Genomic DNA, 16,711 nt, shown 5'->3' with positions numbered 1-16,711 from the left:
TCAAGATTCCTCCGTATTTAAAATTGTCGCCCGGACGATCGCTTCCTCATCGAGCGGGATTTTCTCGTTACCGATGATTTGGTACTTCTCATGTCCTTTACCGGCCAACACGACGATATTATCCGCTTTGGCTAGACGTGCGGCGTAAGACACCGCTTCTTCACGGTCGCCGATTTCAACAAAGTTGTCATGGGTCATCCCGGCGGCAATGCCGCTCGTGATCGAATCATACGCCTCAAAACGTGGATCATCCGTCGTGATGATGACGGTACCGGCATATTTTGAGGCCATCTCGCCCATTGTCGGGCGTTTCGTCACATCGCGATTCCCGCCTGTTCCAATCAAGAAGACGATGTTCTCTTTAGGGACACCGACAAGCGACTTCAAGCATTGCTCAATCCCGTCCGGTGTATGGGCATAGTCCGCATAGACGTTATACCCAGGCACGTCGAGTCGTTGCATCCGTCCCTTGGCCGGATGAATCGATTCGAGCGCTTGGATGATCTCAGGTAAACTGTACCCAGCCGCGAGCAGGCAACCCGTCGCAAGCAACAGGTTGTATACGTTGAAACGTCCGATGAACTGGACCGTCACCGGCAGACTGACTCCTTGATAGTTGAGACGGAAACTCGTGTCTGACAGTGTCTGAACGATGTCTGACGCTGTCACATCCGCCATTTCGTCGATGGCGTATGTGATGACACGAGCACCCGTCATCGTCTCGTAAAGCTTGCTGTACGGATCGTCCGCATTCAAGACGGCAACTTTGTCGCGCGACGCCATCTGTCCGAGTTGGGCGAACAGCAAACCTTTGGCCCGCGCATAGTTTTCAAACGTCCCGTGAAAATCGAGATGGTCGTGCGTCAAGTTCGTGAAACCGACGATGTCGAAGTCCGTTCCGATGACACGACCTAGTTCAAGTCCGTGTGATGACACTTCCATCATCACATCGGTCACCCCTTCACCGCGCATGCGAGCGAGCAGCTGCTGAAGCTCAGAACTTTGCGGCGTCGTGTTCTTGCTCGGGACGACCGTATCGTTAATCCGGACCTCGACCGTACCGATCAATCCGGTGCTATGTCCAAGCTTTGATAAAACGTCACGTAAAATCGTCGTCGTCGTCGTTTTTCCGTTCGTCCCCGTGATGCCGAACAGACGCATCTGTTCAGACGGATAGTTATAAAATGCCGACGCTAATAAGCCGACCGTACGCGAACTATCGCGCACGAGCAGGTTTGGGACGCTGATGTCGAGCGGACGCTCACTGACGACCGCGACCGCTCCTTTACTCACCGCTAAATCAGCATAGTCGTGACCGTCGACGGTGTAGCCTTTAATCGCGACAAACAGCGTTCCGGGTACGACTTCCCGTGAATCGGTCGTGACATGGGTCACGTTAATGCCCTCTATAGTTGGTTGATTAATCAATTGTATCTTGGTTACTAAATCCGTTAAGTTCAAGTCTTTCCCTTCTTTCACCTGTATCCTGTCCAATGTAAAGAATACCTCTTAATCAGTGTAGAGAACTTACAATCTGGTTTCAAGTCAGTCTTCGGACGGAAGAACATATGATTTTGCCGGGACGTGCCCGAGCAGCTCCCGAATCAAGGCGTTGACTTCATCGGTTTCGATGCGGTCGATTTTATTGAGGACTTCGTCCAAATCCTCGACTTCGTCGAGTAAGACGAGGTTACGCCCGTTCCGGTTCATTCGGGCGCTCGTGCTCTCGTTGCCGAGGACGAGTGAACCTTTCAACTGGCGTTTGCCTTTAGCGACTTCTTCTTCCGTTAACCCCTGCGCTTTGAGCGCTTCAAGTTCACGCTCCATGATCGTCTCGACTTGAGTGAGTGTTTCCGGTGACGTCCCGATATAAATCGTGAACGTGCCATGGTCAACGAACGTCGTATAGTACGAATAGATCGAGTAAGCTAACCCTTGCTCTTCACGAATCGATTGAAACAGCCGCGACGACATCGTCGCACCGATCGCGTTGTTTGCCAGCGCGAGGTGCGGGAGCCGGTCGTTCGTTGCCGAAATCGCCTCGAAATTCCAACAAAGGTGCGCCTGCTCCGTCTCTTTATGCTTTTTCAACACATCGCTGTATAGAACCGGAATCGTCGATTCTTTCGGTGATTCCCCTGATGGGAGTTCCGCAAACCTCGACGTGACCGCTTCGACCAGCTCGTCGGTCACGTGACCGGCGATTGAGACGACGACACGGTTGCCTGTATACATTGATTCGACATAACGCAGCAATTGATCGCGAGAGAAGCTGAGCACGCTAGCTTCCGTCCCGAGAATCGGCTTCGCTAATATATCGTCACGGTAGACGGCATAGGCGAGCAACTCATGCACGAGGTCTTCCGGCGTGTCTTCGTACATTTTAATCTCTTCTAACACGACCCGTTTCTCTTTTTCAAGCTCAGTCTCATCAAAGACTGAATGGAACAACATGTCGGCCAGTGCGTCGAAGGCGATGACAGCATGTTCATCGAGCGTCTTAACGTAGTAGCATGTATGGTCTTTTGAAGTGAAGGCGTTCACACTGCCGCCAAGCTCATCAAAAAATGAAGCGATTTCTTTCGCCGTTTTTGTTGTTGTGCCCTTGAACAACATATGTTCGATCAAGTGGCTGATCCCGATCTCATTGTCTTCCTCGGTCCGTGTCCCGGCTTTGATGAATACACCGGTCGATGTACTGCGGACGTCTGCCATCGGTTCGACCACGATGCGGACGCCATTCTTTAAGGTAATCCATTCCATTTTATCACTCCTATGAAAAAGGCCATCGCACCAGACGATGGCCAAAATAATTAGTTTGTTGGTCTTGACGGACGACGGTCTCCGTCACGACGCGGAGGACGGCTGTCACGTGGCGGACGGCTCTCGCGTTGTGCTTTACGTTTCGCTTCATACGCTTCTCGCTCTTCCGGAGAAAGCCCTTCGACGATCAACGTTTTATGCGAGGCGTTGACGCGGCCTTTGTCGTCAATTTCTGTGACTTTGACTTTGATCGTGTCACCGAGCTTGACGACGTCTTCCACGTTGGCGACGCGGTCGAGGCTGAACTCAGAGACGTGGACGAGCGCGTCTTTGCCTTTGAACAACTCGACGAACGCGCCGAACTTCTCGATCCGACGCACTGTCGCGTCGAACACTTCGCCGACTTCGACTTCACGGACGATATCACTGATGAGTGCCATCGCCATATCGATGCCATCTTGATCGGTCGAGGCGATGAACACCGTACCGTCTTGCTCGATATCAACCTTGACACCGGTTTGGTCGATGATGCTGTTGATCATCTTACCACCAGGCCCGATGACGTCGCGAATCTTATCTGGATTGATTTTCATCGTGACGATCTTCGGCGCATACTTCGACAACTGTGGACGCGATGAGTCAAGCGTTTCGAGCATATGGTTGAGAATGTGGAGGCGGCCTGAACGAGCTTGTTCGAGCGCTTCTTCCAAAATCTCACGCGTGATGCCGGCGATTTTAATGTCCATCTGCAATGCTGTGATCCCGTCTTTCGTTCCAGCGACTTTGAAGTCCATGTCGCCGAGATGATCTTCGAGACCTTGGATGTCAGTGAGTACTGTATAGTGTTCGCCTTCCATGATGAGACCCATCGCGATTCCCGCGACTGGTGCCTTGATCGGAACTCCGGCGTCCATGAGGGCGAGTGTCGAGCCACAGATTGAAGCCTGTGAACTCGAACCGTTCGACTCGAGCACTTCTGAGACGAGACGGATCGTATACGGGAAGTCTGCTTCTTTCGGGATGACCGGGAGAAGCGCACGTTCACCGAGCGCACCGTGACCGATCTCGCGGCGGCCTGGCGCGCGAACCGGACGAGCTTCACCGACCGAGAACGGCGGGAAGTTGTAATGGTGCATGAAACGTTTATTCTCTTCTAAGCCGATGCCGTCGATGATTTGAGCGTCACCGATGACGCCGAGTGTCGCGATTGACATGACTTGCGTCTGCCCCCGTGTGAACAAACCGACACCGTGCGCACGCGGTAACACGCCGACTTCTGACGCGAGTGGACGGATGACTTCCGGGCGACGGCCGTCTGGACGTACTTTATCGACCGTGATTAAACGGCGGACCTCGTCTTTGACGAACTTGTTCAAAATACCAGATACTTCTTTCAACTTGGCCGGCTCGTCAGCGAGACGCGCTTCGTACGACGCGACATACTTCGCGATGACTTCGTTGATCGCTTCGTCACGCGCGTGTTTCTCTTCGACTTGGACGGCAGCGTTAATTTCTGGACGAGCCGCTTCAAGCTCTTGTGACAACGCGTCGTCAAATTTAGAGACCGTGTATTCAAACTTCGGTTTCCCGACCGCTTCGACGATTTCCGTTTGGAACGCGACGAGCTTTTTGATTTCTTCATGACCGAACAAGATCGACTCGAGCATGACGTCTTCCGGTACTTCGTTCGCGCCTGCTTCGACCATGTTGATCGCAGTTGCCGTTCCGGCGACTTGAAGTTCAAGATCTGTCTTCTCGAGTTGTGCGACTGTCGGGTTGACGACGAACTGTCCGTCCACACGTCCGACCGTCGCTCCAGCGATCGGTCCGTCAAATGGGATGTCCGAGATCGACAAGGCGATCGACGTTCCGAGCATACCGGCCATCTCAGCCGAGCAGTCCGGATCGTTCGACATGACGTAAATCATGACTTGGATGTCGTGACGGAATCCGTCTGGGAATAATGGACGGATTGGACGGTCGATGAGACGTGACGTTAAAATCGCATTCTCACCAGGACGACCTTCCCGACGTAGGAAACCTCCTGGGATTTTACCGACCGAGTATAATTTTTCTTCATAGTTGACCGTAAGCGGGAAGAAATCTAAATCCTTTGGTCCTTTTGAAGCTGTGACCGCGGCGAGCACGACCGTGTCCCCGTACCGGACGAGTGCAGAACCGTTCGCTTGCTTCGCGAGTTGACCTACTTCTACAGACAGCGGACGACCGCCCCATTCTGTAGAAAAAACTTGTTTCGTACCTAACATGTACATTCTCCTCTCAAACCTTATCTAGTTTATTATGTAACTCATTCATATGTTTGTCTAATGATTTTCCTCCAAAAAAAGAAGAAACGGACTAGGAACGAATGTCCCAGTCCGTCATTTGGCCCGTTCGGATTAACGACGGAGACCAAGGCGTTGAATCAATTCACGGTAACGTGTTACGTCCTTGTTACGAAGGTACGTGAGCAAGTTACGGCGACGTCCAACCATTTTCAAAAGACCGCGACGTGAGTGGTGGTCTTTCTTATGTGTGCGAAGATGATCGTTCAAAGTGTTGATTTGTTCAGTCAAAACAGCAACTTGAACTTCCGGTGAACCAGTGTCACCTTGTTTTGTCGCGTATTCCGCGATGATTTCGTTTTTACGTTCTTTTGAGAGTGCCATTGCCTCTCCACCTCCATTTAATAGAAAATTGCCGCGTTGCCGAGCCGTCGTTGGTGAATCGTCCAGCCAAGCGAAGCGGTGTACTTTGCGTACCAAATTAGAATACATGACCCCTGCTCCAAAGTCAAGATAGGATTGCCCGAGCCGCCGTCTCGTCTCGTTTCAACTGCGCGATCAGCGAATCGAGTCCGTCGAACGCCCGTTCATCGCGCAAATAGTGAACCCATTCGATTTCGAGCAACTGTCCGTACAAGTCCTCCGTAAAATCAAATAAATGACTTTCAATCGAGACGTCTCCGGTGTCATAAAACGTCGGCCGACGACCGACGTTCGTCATCGCATCAAACGTCCGGCCGTCTTCTAGGCGGACGCGGGTCGCATAAACGCCGAGCCGTGGCATGACATAAGACGCATCCATCACCATGTTCGCGGTCGGATAGCCGATCGTCCGCCCTCTGGCGTCACCATGGATGACTTCGCCACAGATGACGTAAGGCGCACCTAACAGCTCACTCGCCAGGTCGACACTGCCTGCGCCAAGAAGTTTGCGGATCCGGGTCGAAGAGACTTTGTCACCGTCACTCGTCTGTTCGGCGACGACGGACGTCGTGAAGCGTCCTCGGGCGTGGTAGGGCATCGTCTCCATCGTCCCTTCCCCGAACTTCCCGTACGAATAGTCAAATCCGGCCGTCACGTGCACGGCGCCCGCGCCGATCAAATAATCGTCGACGAACTGTTGCGGTGACAGTGATGCCAATTGCTTTGTGAACGTCAAGACGAGACAACGTTCGACACCGAGCGCGGCGATCCGCTGTAATTTTCGTTTGAGCGGCGTGATATAACGGACAGCATCCGCATTGTTCGACAGCACTTGTTTCGGGTGCGGATCGAACGTGACGACGGTCACGGGCACGTCAAGCTGCTCCGCGCGCTGTTTGGCGTGCTCGATCACGGCTTGATGGCCGATGTGAACGCCGTCGAAGAATCCGAGTACCATGACCGAAGGGACAAACTCTGGCGTCTCGGGATGTGTGAGATGTATCGTTTCCATACTTCAAATTCCCCCTTAGTCGATTGTCAACATGACCTCGACTGTTGCGTCTGTCGTTCCGTCAAGCCGTCTATAGAGGGCGAGCGGAATTCCTTCTTCATTATAGACAGTAAACAGTTCAAATTCGAGTGAGACGTCGTTTAAGCGCCCACCGTTGCGAATATACCGTTCCCGGTTGGCTGGAATGGTGATGGAAGGCCAACGTTTGATCACGTCCTCGAGCGGGATGAGCCGTTCAGCGCGTTCCTCGACCGTCTCTAACGCCGCGAGCTCCGCGAGCGTCACGGCGTCCCTTTCATCGAACGTGCCTGACCGTGTGCGACGCAGGTCGCTCATATGGGCCGGGTAACCGAGCCCTTCCCCGATTTGGACGGCAAGTGTCCGAATAAACGTGCCTTTTCCGCACTCGACATCAATGCGAAACCGGCAGACGCCGTCCTCGAAGACAGGTTCGTTCGTCCGTTCTAACCGGTGAATCTCGACGATGCGGCGCGGCCGTTCGACCGTCTGTCCTTTGCGGGCGTATTCGTATAGCTTCTTCCCGTTCACTTTGACGGCCGAGAAGTAAGGAGGCACCTGCTCGATGCTTCCGGTCAACGTGCCGAGAACGCGGTCGACGTCTTCACCCGTGAACGCATCCGGCGCGACATCTGTTTGCGCGACGACTTCGCCGTGTGCGTCTTCCGTCATCGTCGCCGTCCCGATCGTGACTTCGGCGACGTAGCGCTTGCCCTCATCGGTCAAAAACCGAGACAGTTTCGTCGCACGGCCGAAACAGATTGGCAACACGCCGGTCACTTCCGGGTCGAGCGTGCCGGTATGGCCAACTTTTTTCGTTTGAAACAGTTTGCGCAGCTTGAAGACGCAATCGTGGCTCGTCATCCCGCTGTCTTTGTCTAGTATTAAAATCCCTGTCGGTTCCACGTTCATTCCTCCATATCAAAAAAGGGGAGACACAAGTCCCCCCTTCAATTTATTAGTCTTTATTCAAATCACGGATCAACGAATCGATATGGCTACCATATGCGACCGAAGAATCGTATTCGAACGACAATTCCGGCGTCTTGCGGAGACGGATCCGGCTACCGATTTCACGGCGGATGAAGGCGCTCGCCTTATCAAGACCTGCCTGCGTCTCAGCCTTCACGTCGGCGTCGTCTCCGAGCACCGTGTAATAGGCCGTCGCTTGTTGCAAATCTCCCGTCACGTCTACACTCGTGATGGTCGCGTTCTTTGTACGTGGGTCGTTGACTTCGCGTAAAAGGATATCTGTGATCTCTTTACGCATCTGTTCAGCAACACGTTGGGCACGAATGTTCATACGTGTTCCCTCCTCACTTTATTTACGTTCGACTTCTTTCATGACGAACGCTTCGATGACGTCCTCCACTTTGATGTCGTCGTACTTCTCTACTTTGATCCCACACTCGTAGCCTGTCGCAACTTCTTTGACATCGTCTTTGAAGCGGCGGAGCGTATCGAGTTTACCTTCGTACACGACGATCCCGTTACGGATGACGCGTACGCCGGCATCACGTGAGATTTTACCTTCAGTGACGTAACAGCCGGCAATCGCACCGACTTTTGAAACTTTGAAGACGTCACGGACTTCGACTTGTCCGATCACTTCTTCAACGAACTCAGGGTCAAGCATCCCTTTCATCGCGCTTTCGATTTCATCGATCGCGTTATAGATGATCCGGTGCAGACGCATTTCAACGTGTTCTTGTTCGGCCATTGATCGGGCGTTACCGTCTGGACGGACGTTGAATCCGATGATGATCGCGTTCGCTGCTGAAGCGAGGATGACGTCACCTTCTGTGATCGCACCGACACCTTGATGCACGATGTTGATCTTGACGCCTGCGACGTCGATTTTGCGGAGTGATCCAGCGAGCGCTTCAGCCGATCCTTGAACGTCTGCTTTGATGATGACGTTCAAGTCTTTGACTTCGCCTTCTTGAATCCGGCTGAACAAGTCTTCAAGACTGACTTTAGCCGATTCACGGCGCTGCGACTCGAGGTAACGTTGGTAACGTTTCTCTCCGATTGCACGTGCCTTTTTCTCGTCTTCGAAGACGATGAACTGGTCACCAGCTTGTGGGACATCGTTCAATCCTGTAATTTCGATTGGCGTCGATGGGCCAACTTCTTTCACACGACGACCGATATCGTTGACCATGGCCCGGACGCGTCCGAACGTGCTGCCGACGACGATCGAGTCACCGATACGAAGTGTCCCGTGTTGGACGAGAAGCGTGGCGACAGGACCGCGACCTTTATCGAGCTTCGCTTCGATGACCGAACCGCGAGCTGGCATTTCAGGCGTCGACTTGTACTCTTCGACTTCTGAAACGAGCAAGATCATCTCGAGCAACTCATCGATTCCCTCATCTTTCAAAGCAGAGATCGGTACGAAAATTGTTTCGCCGCCCCACTCTTCCGGTACGAGTCCGAATTCAGTCAACTCTTGTTTGACGCGGTCAGGGTTAGCCCCTTCTTTGTCCATTTTGTTGACGGCAACGATGATTGGGACGTTTGCCGCCTTCGCGTGAGAAATCGCTTCTTCTGTCTGTGGCATGACACCATCATCTGCTGCGACAACGATAATCGCGATATCCGTCACTTCAGCTCCACGGGCACGCATCGTCGTAAAGGCGGCGTGACCTGGTGTGTCGAGGAATGTGATTTTTTTACCGTTGATATCAACTTGGTACGCACCGATATGCTGCGTGATCCCACCAGCTTCGCCAGCGACGACTTTCGTGTTCCGGATCGAGTCAAGCAACGTCGTTTTACCATGGTCGACGTGACCCATGATCGTGACGACGGCAGGACGCTCAATGAGGTCGTACTCAGAGAAGTCGATTTCTACTTCTTCGAAGTCCGTCTCATCGATGATGACTTCTTTTTCGACTTCGAAACCGAATTCAGTTGCGAGCAATTCGATCGTCTCGTCATCGAGTGTTTGGTTGATCGTCGCCATGACGCCAAGACCCATCAATTTCATGATGATCTCGTTTGGCTTTTTATCCATCTTCGCCGCGAGATCCGATACGCTGAGGACATCCTCGTACTTGATGACGTTGCCCATTTCAGACTCTTGCGCTAAACGAGATGCTTTACGCTGGCTCGTTTTCGAATTAGGATCTGCTTCTAACGGGATTGCCGCTTTTGCAGGCTTCCCTTTAAATTTACCGCCGCGCTTTTTGTTGCGGTTATCGTTACGGTTGTTGCCGAAACGGTTGCCACCACGGTTGCCCGCTTGATTGCTCGGGGCGCTAGAAGTTTGTGGACGGGCTTTCGGTGCTTCTTTTTTCTCTGCTTCTTGTTTCGCAGCAGGCTTCGCTTCAGCCGGCTTCGACTCAGCAGGTTTTTCTTGCTTCTCAGCCGAACGATATTTCTCAGGGTTGAAGACACGGTCGAGTTGCTTGACCGACTCATCATCCAATACAGCCATGTGATTTTTCACTGACTTGTTCATCTTCTCGAGCTGAGTAATGACTTGTTTACTTGTTACATTCTGTTCTTTTGCAAATTCATAGACGCGTTTTCCCAAAGCATCCACCTCCGTTAATAGTTAAGAGAGAAGTTGCTTAAGCTTGTTCGCAAATCCGGATTCTGTCACAGACACGACGACTCGCATGTCTTTACCTAAAGCAGCTCCGATTGTATGTCGGTCGCTCACTTCGATTAATGGAACACCATACGATGTACATTTGTCGGTAATCCGTTTTCTCGTCGACGCTCCCGCGTCTCCGGCAAGAATGACGAGCTTGGCTCGGCCAGCCCGTACATCCTTCAAGACAAACTCTTCTCCCATCGTTACCTTCCTCGCACGTGAGGCGAGGCCTAACAATGATTCCCACTGACTCATGATTCGGCACCTGTGACAGCTTGTTCTAGCTGTTCATAAAGTGTCTCGCTCGTCTTTACTTTCAGATGATGATCAAGCGTTCGTTTTTTCTCTGCTAAACGAATCACATCGACATCTCTTGACAAATACGCGCCACGACCGTTCAGTTTGCCGGTCGTGTCGATGACGACGTCGCCTTCCGGCGTCCGTACGACACGAATCAAATCGTTCTTTGGTAACATCTCTTGAGTGATCACACATTTACGCAAAGGAAGTTTCTTTTGCTTCATGGTCATTCCTCTTCTTTTACCGCGGTTGGTTCGAGCGTCACATCAACCGAGTCAGTCTGTTCAACTTCATTGTGAACAATTTCTGGCGTTGATTCAACTTTTTCGGCATACGTATCGAACAAGTTCATGCTCTCTGCATCCGTCTCACTCTTAATATCAATTTTCCAACCTGTCAACTTGGCGGCGAGGCGCGCGTTTTGACCGCGTTTCCCGATCGCGAGCGACAATTGATAGTCCGGCACGACGACTGTCGTCGACTTGTTCGGTTCATTGACATATACGTCAACGACTTGAGCCGGGCTGAGTGCGTTTTTAACGAACTCTTTTGGATCGTTCGACCAACGGACGATGTCGATCTTCTCACCGTTCAATTCATCGACGATCGTCTGGACACGTTGCCCTTTTGGACCGACACATGCGCCGACCGGATCGACGATGTCTGAATGGACCGCGATTTTCGAACGGTCTCCCGCTTCACGCGACACCGACATGACGTCGACCGTCCCGCTCGCGATTTCTGGAACTTCGAGTTCGAACAAACGACGAAGTAGGCCAGGATGTGTCCGCGACACTTGAATCGCCGCGCCAGAACCTTTCGTCGTCGAGTCAACTTTCGTCACGTATACTTTGATGCGTTCATGAATCTTATACGACTCGTTCGGCATCTGTTCGTTCGGCGTCAACACTGCCTCGATGTTGTTCTCTAAACCGATGTACAAGTTGCGCGGGTCAAACCGCTCGACGATCCCTGTCATGATCTCGTCTTCTTTATCGACGAAGTGGTTGTAGATGCGTTCGCGCTCGGCTTCACGCATCTTTTGCGTGACGACTTGTTTGGCCGTCATCGCTGCGACACGACCGAAGTCGCTCGGTGTCACTTCTTCTTTATGGAAGTCCCCTAACTCAAAGTTCGGGTCGATTTCGTGCGCTTCTTCAAGCGAAAGCTGTTGGTCCGGATGCGTCAGGCGTTCAACGACTTCGAGAAGCGCGAACACGCGAATGTCACCTGTCACTTGGTCAAACTCAACTTTGACGTGCTCGTTCGGGTTGGCGACGTTTCGGCGATATGCCGAAATGAGCGCCTGTTCAAGCGCGTCGATGATGATTTCTTTCTCGATCCCTTTTTCTTGTGCAATCTGTTCGATTGTTGTGAGTAATTGTGGCCCCATCTTTACCTCTCCTTAACTAAACGTGACCGCTAGGCGGGCTTGTGCAATTTTATCAACCGGTAGCGATATCGCTTTTTTTCTAGTCTTGATGCGCGTTTCGACAACTGCGGTCTCGCCGTCGTACTCCGTCAAAATGCCCTCGAACTCTTTGGCACCTTCAATCGGGGCAAACGTTTTAATGTAGACGTTTTTCCCAATCGCCCGCTCAAAGTCAGTCGGCTTTTTAAGTGGTCGTTCGGCACCGGGACTCGAGACGTCAAGATAATAGGCTTGTTCGATTGGGTCGGTAGCGTTTAATTTCTCCGAGAGTTGCTCGTTGATGTTGACGCAATCATCTAAATCGACGCCCCCCGGTTTATCGATATAGACGCGCAAGAACCAGTCTGGCCCTTCTTTCACGAATTCAACATCGACCAATTCCATGTTCGCTTGCTCGACAATCGGCAACGCGATTGTTTCGACGACTTCTGTTATTTTGGACACTCTCATCCCTCCTTCTGGCTTTTACATACAAGAAAGGAGTAGGGTTCCCTACTCCTTTCCGTCGTAGTATCCAACATTGTTCGATACCAATATATCATATTTTCCCGCTTTTTCGCAACTTACACCCCAAAATCAAAGAACGAAAGTTGGTTCTCGTCAGGCAGGCCTTCGAGACATTTCATCGTATCGAGCGTCTCGATAATCGTCTTCGACAATTTCGCCCGTTTCCGGAGATCCTCTTTTGACAAGAACTGACCTTCGGCACGCGCCTCGACAATCGCTTTCGCCGCGTTCGTCCCGAGTCCATCGACAGCGTTGAACGGTGGAATGAGCGTGTTGCCTTCAATCAAGAACTCGGTCGCATTCGAACGGTAAAGATCGATGTTTTGGAATTTCATGCCGCGTTCGAGCATCTCAAGTGCGAGTTCGAGCACGGTGTGAAGCCCTTTATCTTTCGCCGTGGCGTCGAAGCCTTTCTCCCGGATATCAGACATCGCCTTGCGGACGGCCTGAGACCCTTTGATCATCGCCGACAAATCAAAATCGCCGGCGCGGACCGTAAAGTATGTCGCGTAATACAGAATCGGGTGGTGCACTTTGAAGTAAGCGATCCGGACGGCCATGAGCACGTACGCGGTCGCGTGTGCTTTCGGGAACATGTATTTGATCTTCTTACAAGAAGAGATATACCATTCCGGGACGCTGTTCTCCCGCATCTCTGACTCCATGTCGTCAGACAAACCTTTCCCTTTACGGACCGACTCCATGATCTTAAAGGCGAACGATGGCTCAAGTCCGGCGTAGATCAAGTAGACCATAATGTCGTCACGACACCCGATGACGTCTTTCAGTTCACACGTCCCGTTATAGATCAACTCGTTCGCATTCCCGATCCAAACGTCCGTCCCGTGAGACAGACCTGAAATTTGGACGAGCTCTGAGAACGTGGACGGTTTCGTCTCTTCAAGCATTTGGCGGACGAACTTCGTCCCAAACTCAGGAATACCGAGCGTCCCTGTTTTTGACTCGATTTGCTCAGGTGTGACACCGAGCACTTCCGGTGACGAAAAGATTTTCATGACGGTCGGATCATCCGTCGGAATCGTCAACGGGTCGATGCCTGATAAGTCTTGGAGCATCCGGATGACGGTCGGATCATCGTGTCCGAGAATGTCGAGTTTGAGCAAGTTGTCGTGAATCGAATGGAAGTCGAAGTGTGTCGTCTTCCACTCGGACGTTCGATCGTCGGCTGGATACTGGATCGGCGAGATTTCGGAGATGTCCATGTAGTCCGGGACGACGATAATCCCACCTGGATGCTGCCCGGTCGTCCGTTTGACACCGGTGACACCCGAGACGAGACGATCGACTTCGGCGTTCCGGTAAATCTTGTCGTTTTCGGTCGCATAGCCTTTCACATATCCGTACGCCGTCTTGTCGGCAATCGTCCCGATCGTCCCGGCACGATAGACGTACTCTTCTCCGAACAACACTTTCGTGTACGCGTGAGCGTGAGGCTGGTACTCACCCGAGAAGTTCAAATCGATATCTGGTACTTTGTCCCCTTTAAAGCCAAGGAACGTCTCGAACGGGATATCGTGTCCATCTTTCGTATACCACGTCCCACACTCCGGACATTGCTTGTCCGGAAGATCGTAACCGGAACCGATCGACCCGTCATTAAAGAAGTGAGAGTGTTGACACTTCGGACAGACATAATGCGGTGGTAGTGGATTGACCTCGGTGATCTCGGTCATCGTCGCGACGAGACTCGACCCGACCGATCCCCGTGAACCGACGAGGTAACCGTCGTCGAGTGACTTCTTGACGAGTTTATGTGAGATCAAATAAATGACGGCGAAACCGTGGCCGATGATTGATTTCAGTTCCTTCTCGAGCCGGGCCTCGACGATCTCCGGAAGCTCGTCCCCGTAAATCGAGCGGGCCATGTCATAACTCATATTGCGGACCTCGTCATCCGCCCCTTCGATTTTCGGCGTATACAGTTCATCCGGGATAATTTGAATCGCTTCAATCTGATCGGCGATTGCGTTCGGATTCGTGATGACAATCTCCCGTGCGAGCTCGTCACCTAAAAATTTAAACTCTTCCATCATTTCTTTCGTCGTCCGGAAATGGGCATGAGGCAACTCTTTTCTCGTGTTAATGAAGTTGGCCCCACCTTGCGTCCGGATCAGGATTTCGCGATACGACCGATCCGTCCGGTCCAAGTAATGGACGTTCCCGGTCGCACAGACCGGAAGTCCCGCTTGACCTGCCACGCGAATGATCCGTTTGATAATATCACGAAGTTCAAGCTCGTTCGCGACGATCTCTTTATCGATCAGATGCATATAAAGTGCCGGCGGATGAATCTCGATGAAGTCATAAAATGCCATCATCTTCTCGAGCTCTTCGTCCGACTTGTTCAAGGCGGCGTCAAAGATCTCGCCGTTGTCGCACGCCGAGCCGATGAGCAGCCCTTCTCGGCGCTTCTCGATCTCTGAGCGCGGCATTCGAGCCATCCGGAACAAATAGTCGATGTGCGACAACGAGATCAACTCATACAAGTGGCGCAATCCTGGCTTTTTCGTCTTCGCGTAAACCGTCGCATGAAACGGACGGATTTTCGAGACGTCACTGCCGACTTTCGCGTTCAGTGACCGATGCGTCTGCATCTCGAACATCTGTTTCGCCAAATCGAGCAACTTCATGAGCAGGTACGCCGTCGCCTCGGCATCATAGATAGCCCGGTGATGCTGCGTCAATTCGATATCAAACCGCTTGGCGAGCGTGTTGAGACGGTGGTTTTTGAGCGTCGGTAAAATCGTCCGGGCCAGTTCAAGCGTATCGATGACCGGATAATCGTCCGGCTCATGTCCTCCGCTTCGGAGCGTCGCCTCGAGAAAGCCCATATCGAACGAGGCGTTATGAGCGACGAGAATCCCGTCGCCGCACCAGTCGACGAACTGTTTCGCGATCACTTCCGGGTCGGGCTGTCCGTGGACCATGTCATCGGTGATCCCGGTCAGTTCAATCGTCGTCGCCGAGAGTTGATGCTTCGGGTCGGCGAACGCTTCGAACCGGTCGATGATCTCACCATCTTTAATCTTGACGCCGGCGAGTTCGATGATTTTGTTGTAGACGGCCGACAGACCGGTCGTCTCGACGTCGAACACGACGTACGTCGCCTCGTCGAGCGAGACGTCGGTCGGATGATACGCGACAGGCACGCCGTCATTGACGACGTTCGCCTCGACACCGTACAAGATTTTAATGTCGTTCTTTTTCCCGGCATAATAGGCTTCCGGGAACGATTGCACACCGGCATGGTCGGTGATGGCGATGGCGCGATGACCCCACTTGGCAGCCCGGGCGACGAGCGCCGACACGTTCGTGACCGCATCCATTTGGCTCATCTGCGTATGGGCGTGCAGTTCGACACGTTTCTCCCCGGCCCATTCGTCACGCTTCGGTTCGACTTTCACTTCTTGGAGCTGCGACGCCATCATGCACAGTTCGCGCATGAAGCTATCGTCTTCGACCCGTCCGGCCGCTTGGATCCACATGCCTTTTTTGACGGCACTGAGCATACGGTCGTCATCATCGTCACGTGCGAACACTTTGACGATGAGCGAATCGGTATAATCGGTCATCTTGATCGTGAATAGCTTCTTCCCGCTCTTCAACTCTTTCCGTTCGGCTGAAAACACGAGTCCACGGATGGCGACACGGCGTTCTTCTTCGATGATCGTCTTGATCGGGACGATCTCGTCTTTGATCAAGGCGCCCATCCGCACTTCCGTGATCGGCTCATCGTTCGTCTCAGTCGCTTTGGCGAACTGGGCCGCGAGTGCGAGTTTCGCCTGTTCGATATCTTCTTGGACGACTTGTTCACGCAACGCCTGATTCGCTTCCGCGTCTTCTGAGAAACTCGCTTGGCACGGCTTTTTCATAAACCCGTAAGCACTGTAGAGCGCTTGAACTTCTTGGCACAGCTCTTTATCGACATAGCTCGCCTCAGGTGCGGAGCGGACGGGAATGAGCAACTTGTTTTGCTCGAAGCGCGGTTTGACAGTTGCGAAATAGCTTCGCATCGCCCCCGACACTTGACTGAGCTCACTGACGATGCGCGGCCAGTAGTCGATATAATCCTGCTCGCTTCCACCCGTCTCTGTCGTAAAACGAGCGTACACTTCATCGGCAAACGTCGCGTACCGATTCTCGACCCGACTCATGAACAATTGATAAACCTCATATGGTAACACTTGGCGGATCTTGAAGTAAAACGTCCACGTCCGTCGTTGCTTATTGACGACAAGACGCGATAGTTCCGCTCCGTCGAACTGATCACTCTCTGTCGTAATCCCGAGATCCGTCAACAGTAATTGCATCTTTTGATTTGCTTCCACGGGTAAGTCGTCCCCCCC

The 16,711-nt window shown here is 52.4% G+C and carries 13 protein-coding genes; all 13 read right to left on the bottom strand.

Annotated elements, in window-relative coordinates:
* A complete protein-coding gene (locus EVJ20_RS02270; RefSeq protein WP_131440226.1) occupies positions 1-1,479 on the bottom strand; it encodes a UDP-N-acetylmuramoyl-L-alanyl-D-glutamate--2,6-diaminopimelate ligase in 1,479 nt (492 codons plus the stop codon).
* A gap of 66 nt (positions 1,480-1,545) precedes the next feature.
* Positions 1,546-2,763 carry a M16 family metallopeptidase gene (locus EVJ20_RS02265; RefSeq protein ID WP_131504759.1) on the bottom strand — a complete coding sequence of 406 codons (1,218 nt, stop codon included), beginning with the start codon at positions 2,761-2,763 and terminating at the stop codon, positions 1,546-1,548.
* 50 nt (positions 2,764-2,813) lie between these two features.
* Positions 2,814-5,030, bottom strand: a complete 2,217-nt coding sequence (gene pnp / locus EVJ20_RS02260; protein WP_131506955.1) for a polyribonucleotide nucleotidyltransferase — start codon at positions 5,028-5,030, stop codon at positions 2,814-2,816.
* 132 nt (positions 5,031-5,162) lie between these two features.
* Positions 5,163-5,432: a 30S ribosomal protein S15 gene (gene rpsO / locus EVJ20_RS02255; RefSeq protein ID WP_015881433.1), complete on the bottom strand. Its 270-nt coding sequence runs from the start codon at positions 5,430-5,432 to the stop codon at positions 5,163-5,165.
* A 124-nt stretch (positions 5,433-5,556) separates the two neighbouring features.
* Positions 5,557-6,483: a bifunctional riboflavin kinase/FAD synthetase gene (locus tag EVJ20_RS02250; RefSeq protein WP_131506953.1), complete on the bottom strand. Its 927-nt coding sequence runs from the start codon at positions 6,481-6,483 to the stop codon at positions 5,557-5,559.
* A gap of 15 nt (positions 6,484-6,498) precedes the next feature.
* Entirely contained in the window at positions 6,499-7,413 is a 915-nt protein-coding gene (truB, locus tag EVJ20_RS02245) for a tRNA pseudouridine(55) synthase TruB (RefSeq protein ID WP_201740006.1), read from the bottom strand.
* 46 nt (positions 7,414-7,459) lie between these two features.
* The gene (rbfA, locus tag EVJ20_RS02240; protein WP_016508272.1) at positions 7,460-7,804 is read right to left on the bottom strand and encodes a 30S ribosome-binding factor RbfA; all 345 of its coding nucleotides are present in this window, start codon (positions 7,802-7,804) and stop codon (positions 7,460-7,462) included.
* Between the two features lie 18 nt (positions 7,805-7,822).
* Positions 7,823-10,042, bottom strand: a complete 2,220-nt coding sequence (gene infB, locus EVJ20_RS02235) for a translation initiation factor IF-2 (protein WP_070327463.1) — start codon at positions 10,040-10,042, stop codon at positions 7,823-7,825.
* 21 nt (positions 10,043-10,063) lie between these two features.
* On the bottom strand, positions 10,064-10,360 hold the full coding sequence (locus EVJ20_RS02230) for a YlxQ family RNA-binding protein (protein WP_070327464.1): 297 nt from the start codon (positions 10,358-10,360) through the stop codon (positions 10,064-10,066).
* Entirely contained in the window at positions 10,357-10,635 is a 279-nt protein-coding gene (rnpM, locus tag EVJ20_RS02225; RefSeq protein WP_233589595.1) for an RNase P modulator RnpM, read from the bottom strand. Before rnpM ends, EVJ20_RS02230 begins: the two co-directional genes overlap by 4 nt.
* Positions 10,632-11,798 (bottom strand): transcription termination factor NusA, encoded by a 1,167-nt coding sequence (gene nusA / locus EVJ20_RS02220; RefSeq protein WP_070327466.1) that lies wholly within the window; start codon positions 11,796-11,798, stop codon positions 10,632-10,634. Before nusA ends, rnpM begins: the two co-directional genes overlap by 4 nt.
* A 12-nt stretch (positions 11,799-11,810) precedes the next feature.
* The gene (gene rimP, locus EVJ20_RS02215) at positions 11,811-12,281 is read right to left on the bottom strand and encodes a ribosome maturation factor RimP (RefSeq protein WP_070327467.1); all 471 of its coding nucleotides are present in this window, start codon (positions 12,279-12,281) and stop codon (positions 11,811-11,813) included.
* Positions 12,282-12,400: 119 nt separating this feature from the next.
* Positions 12,401-16,693, bottom strand: coding sequence for a PolC-type DNA polymerase III (locus EVJ20_RS02210; protein WP_131506949.1), 4,293 nt, complete (start codon positions 16,691-16,693; stop codon positions 12,401-12,403).
* Positions 16,694-16,711 lie beyond the last annotated feature (18 nt).

Origin of the sequence: Exiguobacterium sp. SH0S1 (genome assembly GCF_004337165.1) — a bacterium.
Lineage (GTDB): Bacteria > Bacillota > Bacilli > Exiguobacteriales > Exiguobacteriaceae > Exiguobacterium > Exiguobacterium aurantiacum_A.
Note: the sequence above shows the minus strand (reverse complement) of the source record. Positions and strands in the feature narration are given on the sequence as shown.

Excerpts from the sequence above, each read along its gene's own strand:
- rpsO (WP_015881433.1), bottom strand. The coding sequence starts at position 5,432 with ATGGCACTCTCAAAAGAACGTAAAAACGAAATCATCGCGGAATACGCG.
- truB (WP_201740006.1), bottom strand. The coding sequence starts at position 7,413 with ATGAACGTGGAACCGACAGGGATTTTAATACTAGACAAAGACAGCGGG.
- pnp (WP_131506955.1), bottom strand. The coding sequence starts at position 5,030 with ATGTTAGGTACGAAACAAGTTTTTTCTACAGAATGGGGCGGTCGTCCG.
- EVJ20_RS02265 (WP_131504759.1), bottom strand. The coding sequence starts at position 2,763 with ATGGAATGGATTACCTTAAAGAATGGCGTCCGCATCGTGGTCGAACCG.
- nusA (WP_070327466.1), bottom strand. The coding sequence starts at position 11,798 with ATGGGGCCACAATTACTCACAACAATCGAACAGATTGCACAAGAAAAA.
- rbfA (WP_016508272.1), bottom strand. The coding sequence starts at position 7,804 with ATGAACATTCGTGCCCAACGTGTTGCTGAACAGATGCGTAAAGAGATC.
- rnpM (WP_233589595.1), bottom strand. The coding sequence starts at position 10,635 with ATGACCATGAAGCAAAAGAAACTTCCTTTGCGTAAATGTGTGATCACT.
- EVJ20_RS02250 (WP_131506953.1), bottom strand. The coding sequence starts at position 6,483 with ATGGAAACGATACATCTCACACATCCCGAGACGCCAGAGTTTGTCCCT.
- EVJ20_RS02230 (WP_070327464.1), bottom strand. The coding sequence starts at position 10,360 with ATGAGTCAGTGGGAATCATTGTTAGGCCTCGCCTCACGTGCGAGGAAG.